This window comes from Bradyrhizobium sp. P2_E8 (assembly GCF_056403875.1).
Window position 1 is genome coordinate 1 of record NZ_JBFUES010000501.1, and the last position, 5,399, is coordinate 5,399.

General features: G+C 64.4%; 6 protein-coding genes. All 6 read left to right on the plus strand.

Features of this window, described 5'->3' with window-relative positions; genetic code table 11:
• On the plus strand, window positions 1–799 hold a 799-nt coding region (locus AC1D00_RS24730), incomplete at its 5' end, for a DUF6537 domain-containing protein (protein WP_477012456.1).
• 451 nt (window positions 800–1,250) lie between these two features.
• Window positions 1,251–2,408: a thiolase domain-containing protein gene (locus AC1D00_RS24735; protein WP_477012457.1), complete on the plus strand. Its 1,158-nt coding sequence runs from the start codon at window positions 1,251–1,253 to the stop codon at window positions 2,406–2,408.
• Window positions 2,408–2,797, plus strand: a complete 390-nt coding sequence (locus AC1D00_RS24740; RefSeq protein WP_014494555.1) for a Zn-ribbon domain-containing OB-fold protein — start codon at window positions 2,408–2,410, stop codon at window positions 2,795–2,797. Before AC1D00_RS24735 ends, AC1D00_RS24740 begins: the two co-directional genes overlap by 1 nt.
• Before the next feature lie 149 nt (window positions 2,798–2,946).
• Entirely contained in the window at window positions 2,947–3,807 is an 861-nt protein-coding gene (locus tag AC1D00_RS24745; RefSeq protein WP_135178123.1) for a MaoC family dehydratase, read from the plus strand.
• 180 nt (window positions 3,808–3,987) lie between these two features.
• A complete protein-coding gene (locus tag AC1D00_RS24750) occupies window positions 3,988–4,866 on the plus strand; it encodes an SDR family oxidoreductase (RefSeq protein ID WP_477012458.1) in 879 nt (292 codons plus the stop codon).
• Window positions 4,867–4,997: 131 nt separating this feature from the next.
• Window positions 4,998–5,399, plus strand: a 402-nt coding sequence (locus AC1D00_RS24755; protein WP_477012459.1) for a dihydrodipicolinate synthase family protein, incomplete at its 3' end; no start/stop codon positions are given.

The window sequence follows — 5,399 nt, forward strand, 5'->3', positions numbered from 1 at the left end:
GGTCAACGGCGTCTCGATCAAGATGAACAAGGAAGCCTTCCGCCTCGGCCGCCTCGCGGTCGCCGATCCCCAGCGTCTTGCGGGCATGCTGAAGGGAACGGACGAGGTCGTTGCGCCCAAGACCTTGGACGCAATGACGCTCGACGAGGTCATCGAGCATCGTGCCAAGCACCTGACCGCCTATCAGAACGGCCGCCTGGCAAAACGCTATCGCAAGCTGGTCGATCAGGTTCGCGATGCCGCGAGGCAAGGGGGCTATGACGACGCACTGCCGCGCGCGGTCGCGGTGAACTACGCCAAGCTCCTGGCCTACAAGGACGAATACGAAGTCGCGCGCCTTTTCACCGACGGCGCCTTCGAGCAGCAGCTCCGCGACCAGTTCGAGGGCGATTTCAAGTTCAGCTTCAATCTCGCGCCGCCGATCCTGGCGAGTGGCGTCGATGCCCTGGGCCGCCCGAAGAAGCGCGCCTTCGGCCCGTGGATGCTGAAGGTCTTCCGCGTGCTGGCGAAGTTCAAGTTCCTGCGCGGCACGCCGTTCGACATCTTCGGCCGCAGCGCCGACCGCAAGCTCGAGCGTGATCTGATCGTGGGCTACGAAAAGGACGTCGCCACCGTGCTCGGCCTCTTGTCGCCGCTCACGATCGACACCGCGGTCGAACTGCTGTCGCTGCCCRACCGCATCCGCGGCTACGGCCCGGTGAAGGAGAAGGCCGTCGCGGACGCCAAGGCCCGCTACGCCCAGCTCGCCGCGGACCTCGCGAGCCCGCCGCCCGCGCCAAGGCAGATCGCGGCGGAGTAGGGTGGTCTCGACGCGAACGCAGTGCGTAGGGTGGGTTAGCGTCAGCGTAACCCACCACTTCTGCCTCCTTGGAAACTAAAGAGGTGGGTTACGCCTTCGGCTAACCCACCCTACGATTTCCTGTTTGAAATCAACCACCGTTCTACTGTGCATGGGGTTGTTTTCGCGAAATCGAAATCGCTTGTGCCGTCGGGCAAGACACCTTTAGGATTTTGGTCGTCGCATCCGTCATCGCGAGCGCAGCGAAGCAATCCAGAAATGCATCCGCGGATAGACTCCTGGATTGCTTCGCTGCGCTCGCAATGACGATGCGGAGGCAGGCGAGATTAGACCCCACTTGCGCCAACCCGCTAGCCTCTCGCCCGACGGAATATTTCCGCGCTTGCCAAGCTGGCCCCCGCGGTTCAGAAAAACCGAGCAAGAAGAAACGCGAGCGCGGAGACCTGAAGTTTTGACCATCAAGGGCAAGGCCTACATTGCCGGGATCTACGAACACCCGACCCGGCATGCGCCGGACAAATCCACCGCCCAGCTCCATGCCGAGGTCGCCAAGGGCGCGATCGAGGATGCCGGGCTCTCCAAGGACGATGTCGACGGCTATTTCTGCGCGGGCGACGCGCCCGGCGGCGCCTGGCCGATGGTCGACTATCTCGGCCTGAACACCAAAAAGCTCCGTCACGTCGATTCCACGGAGACCGGCGGCTGTTCCTACATCATCCATCTCGGCCATGCCGCTGAAGCCATCGCCGCGGGCAAGTGCTCGATCGCGCTGATCACGCTGGCCGGTAAGCCGCGCACCGGCGCGATGCCGCCGCGCGCGGCCGGCGCCGAAGCCGATTTCGAGTCCGCTTACGGCGCGACCACGCACAATGCCTATGGCATGTGTGCCATGCGCCATATGCACGACTATGGCACCACCTCCGAGCAGCTCGCCTGGATCAAGGTCGCGGCCTCGCACCACGCGCAGTACAATCCGCATGCGATGCTCAAGGACGTCGTCACCGTCGAGGACGTCCTGAACTCGCCGATGATCTCCGATCCCTTGCATCGCATGGATTGCTGCGTCGTCTCCGACGGCGGCGGCGCGCTGATCGTGACGACGCCGGAGATCGCCAGGAGCCTGAAGAAGCCGCTGGTCAAGCTGATCGGCCATGGCGAGGCGATGAAGGGCCCGCGCGGCGGCAAGGATCTCGATCTCACTTACTCCGCGGGAATCTGGTCCGGCCCGCGCGCGTTCGAGGAAGCCGGCATCACGCCGAAGGACATCAAATACGCCTCGATCTACGACAGCTTCACCATCACCGTCCTGATGCAGCTCGAGGACCTCGGCTTCTGCAAGAAGGGCGAGGGCGGCAGGTTCGTCGCTGACGGCAATCTGATCTCAGGCGTCGGCAAGCTGCCGTTCAACACCGACGGCGGCGGCCTGTGCAGCAACCATCCCGTCAACCGTGGCGGCATGACCAAGATCATCGAGGCGGTGCGGCAGCTGCGTGGCGAGGCGCATCCGAAGGTGCAGGTCAAGAACTGCGATCTCGCCATCGCCCACGGCACCGGCGGCCTTTTGGGCGTCCGCCACGCCGCCTCGACCGCCATTCTGGAGCGCGTGTGATGGTAGATGCAAAGAAGTATCCGGCTCCCGTGACGAACCCCGAAACCGCCGCGTTCTGGGACGCCGCCAAGCAGGGCAAGTTCATGATCAAGCGCTGCACCGCCTGCGGCGAAGCGCACTACTTCCCGCGCTCGATCTGCCCGTTCTGCTACTCCGACAAGACGGTGTGGGAGGAGGCTTCCGGCGAGGGCACGATCTACACCTGGAGCCTGATGCGGAAATCGCCGACCGGCCCTTACGCTATCGGCTACGTCACGCTGAAGGAAGGCCCTTCCGTGCAGACCAACTTCGTCGATTGCGATCTCGAGAAGCTGAAGATCGGCCAGAAGGTGAAGGTGGTGTTCAAGCCGACCGACGGCGCGCCGCTGCCGTTCTTCACGCCGGCGTAGGGCGGTCCTCATCCTGAGGAGCTTGCGAAGCAAGCGTCTCGAAGGATGGCCACGGCGAAGAAGCATTTCGGGCATCCTCATGGTTCGAGACGGCGCAAGAGCGCCTCCTCACCATGAGGATGAGAACCACCGGGGAGGAAACAAACAAAATGTCCGCCAGATATGAAGAACTCAAAGGCCTGAAAAACATCGGCCAGAAATACGCCTACAGCGATCGCGAGGTGATGCTGTACGCCTACGGCATCGGGCTCGGTGCCGATCCGATGGACGAGAACGAGCTCGCCTTCGTCAACGAGGGCACGCTGACGCCGCGGCCGCTGAAGGTGGTGCCGACCTTCGCCTCCGTTGCGGCGTGGGGCTCGGGGCCGGGCGAGATGAACCTCAACCGCGTCATGGTGGTGGACGGCGAGCGCGACATCACCTTTCACCAGCCGCTGCCGGTGGCCGCGCACATCACCGCCGACTCCACGGTGCTCGAGGTCTACGACAAGGGCAAGGACAGGGGCGTCGTCATCAGCCACCAGACCGTGCTGAAGAACGAGAAGGGCGAGAAGCTCGCAACGCTGGTCGCCTCGCGCTTCGCCCGCGGCGATGGCGGCTTTGGCGGCCCGAACCTGACCCAGCCCGATCCGCACAAGATTCCATCGCGCAGCCCCGACAAGACCATCGACATCACGACGCGTCCCGACCAGGCACTGGTCTATCGCCTGTGCGGCGACCGCAACCCGCTGCACTCCGATCCCGAGTTTGCGAAGAAAGCCGGCTTCCCGCGTCCGATCCTGCACGGCATGTGCACCTACGGCATCACCTGCCGCGGCGTGCTCCAGACCTACGCCGACTACGACGCCAGCGCCTTCCGTCAGCACGTCGCGCGGTTCTCATCCCCGGTCTATCCCGGCGAGACCGTGACCATGGACCTCTGGAAGGACGGCAGCGTGATCTCGTTCGAAGCCAAGGTGAAGTCGCGCGGCGTCACCGTGATCAAGAATGGGAAGACGGTGCTGGGTTAGGTCGGTCTCGTGCCCCGGACGCAGCGCAGCACGCAGTGATGCGCTGCTGAGCCGGGGCCCAGAGGACGTAGCAAGGAACTGGGTCCCGGCTCTGCGACGCAGCGTTTCACGCTGCATCGCGTCCGGGACACGAGAGAACAAGGGACACGAGAGAACAAAAACAAACAGGGAGAAGCCACCATGGGACTACTCGACGGCAAGGTTGCGCTGATCACCGGTGCGGGCGGCGGGCTCGGTGAGGCCTATGCGAAGCTGTTCGCGCGGGAAGGGGCCTCGGTCGTCGTCAACGATCTCGGCGGCCCCCGCGACGGCTCGGGCGCCGACAAGTCGATGGCGCAACTCGTGGTGGACGCGATCAAGGCCGAGGGCGGCAAAGCGGTCGCCAACGGCGCCGACATCTCCACCATGGAGGGCGGCCAGTCGGTGTTCGACGACGCCATTAGGCATTTCGGCCGCGCCGACATCCTCGTCAACAATGCCGGCATCTTGCGCGACCAGACCTTCGCCAAGGCCTCCGAGGCCGACTGGGACAAGGTCATCAAGGTGCATCTGAAGGGTACCTTTTGTTGCACCATGCCGGTGTTTCGCTGGATGCGGGAAAACGGCGGCGGCGTCATCGTCAACACCTCCTCGACATCAGGGCTGATCGGCAATTTCGGGCAGACCAATTACGGCGCGGCCAAGGGCGGCATCTGGGGCCTGTCCAACGTGCTGGCGATCGAGGGCCGGAAATACAACATACGGATCTGGACGCTGGCCCCGGGCGCGCTGACCCGCATGACCGCAGACCTGCCCCGCTATAAGGAGAACCCCTCGGCGGCGCTGGGGCCGGACGGCATCGCGCCGGCCGTGCTATACATGGTCAGCGACTTGTCCGGCGACCAGACCGGCAAGGTGCTGGGCGTGTCCGGGCCCCGCGGCGTGCGCGAAATGCGGATGATGGAAATGGAAGGCTGGAAACCGCCGCACACGGGCTGGAAAGCCCAGGACATCGCCGATCATGCCAGGGAGATCTTCTTCTCCGAGGAGCAGATCAAGATGGGGGCGCGGCGGTTTTAGCCMAACTGTCATTCCGGGGCGCGACGAAGTCGCGAGCCCGGAATCCATAACCACCAGCCGGGGTTATGGATTCCGGGCCTGTCCCTTCGGGCCATCCMGGAATGACGAATAGAGAGAGACAAGGAAAGACGATGAAACTGACCGCCGACGCCAAGGGTACCTTCGCAATCGCGCCGACGCCGTTCCACGACGACGGCCGGATCGACGAGCGTTCGATCGACCGCCTGACCGATTTCTACGAGGAGGTCGGCTGCGATGGCGTCACGGTGCTGGGCATCCTCGGCGAGGCGCCGAAACTCGATGCCGCCGAGGCCGAGCAGGTCGCGGKTCGCTTCGTCAAGCGGGCCAAGAAGATGCAGGTGATCGTCGGCGTCTCCGCGCCGGGCTTTGCCACCATGCGCTCGCTGGCGAAGGCCTCGATGGACGCGGGCGCCGCCGGCGTCATGATCGCGCCGCCGCCCTCGCTTCGCACCGACGACCAGATCGTCGGCTATTTCAAGCAGGCGGCCGAGGCCATCGGCCCCGATGTGCCC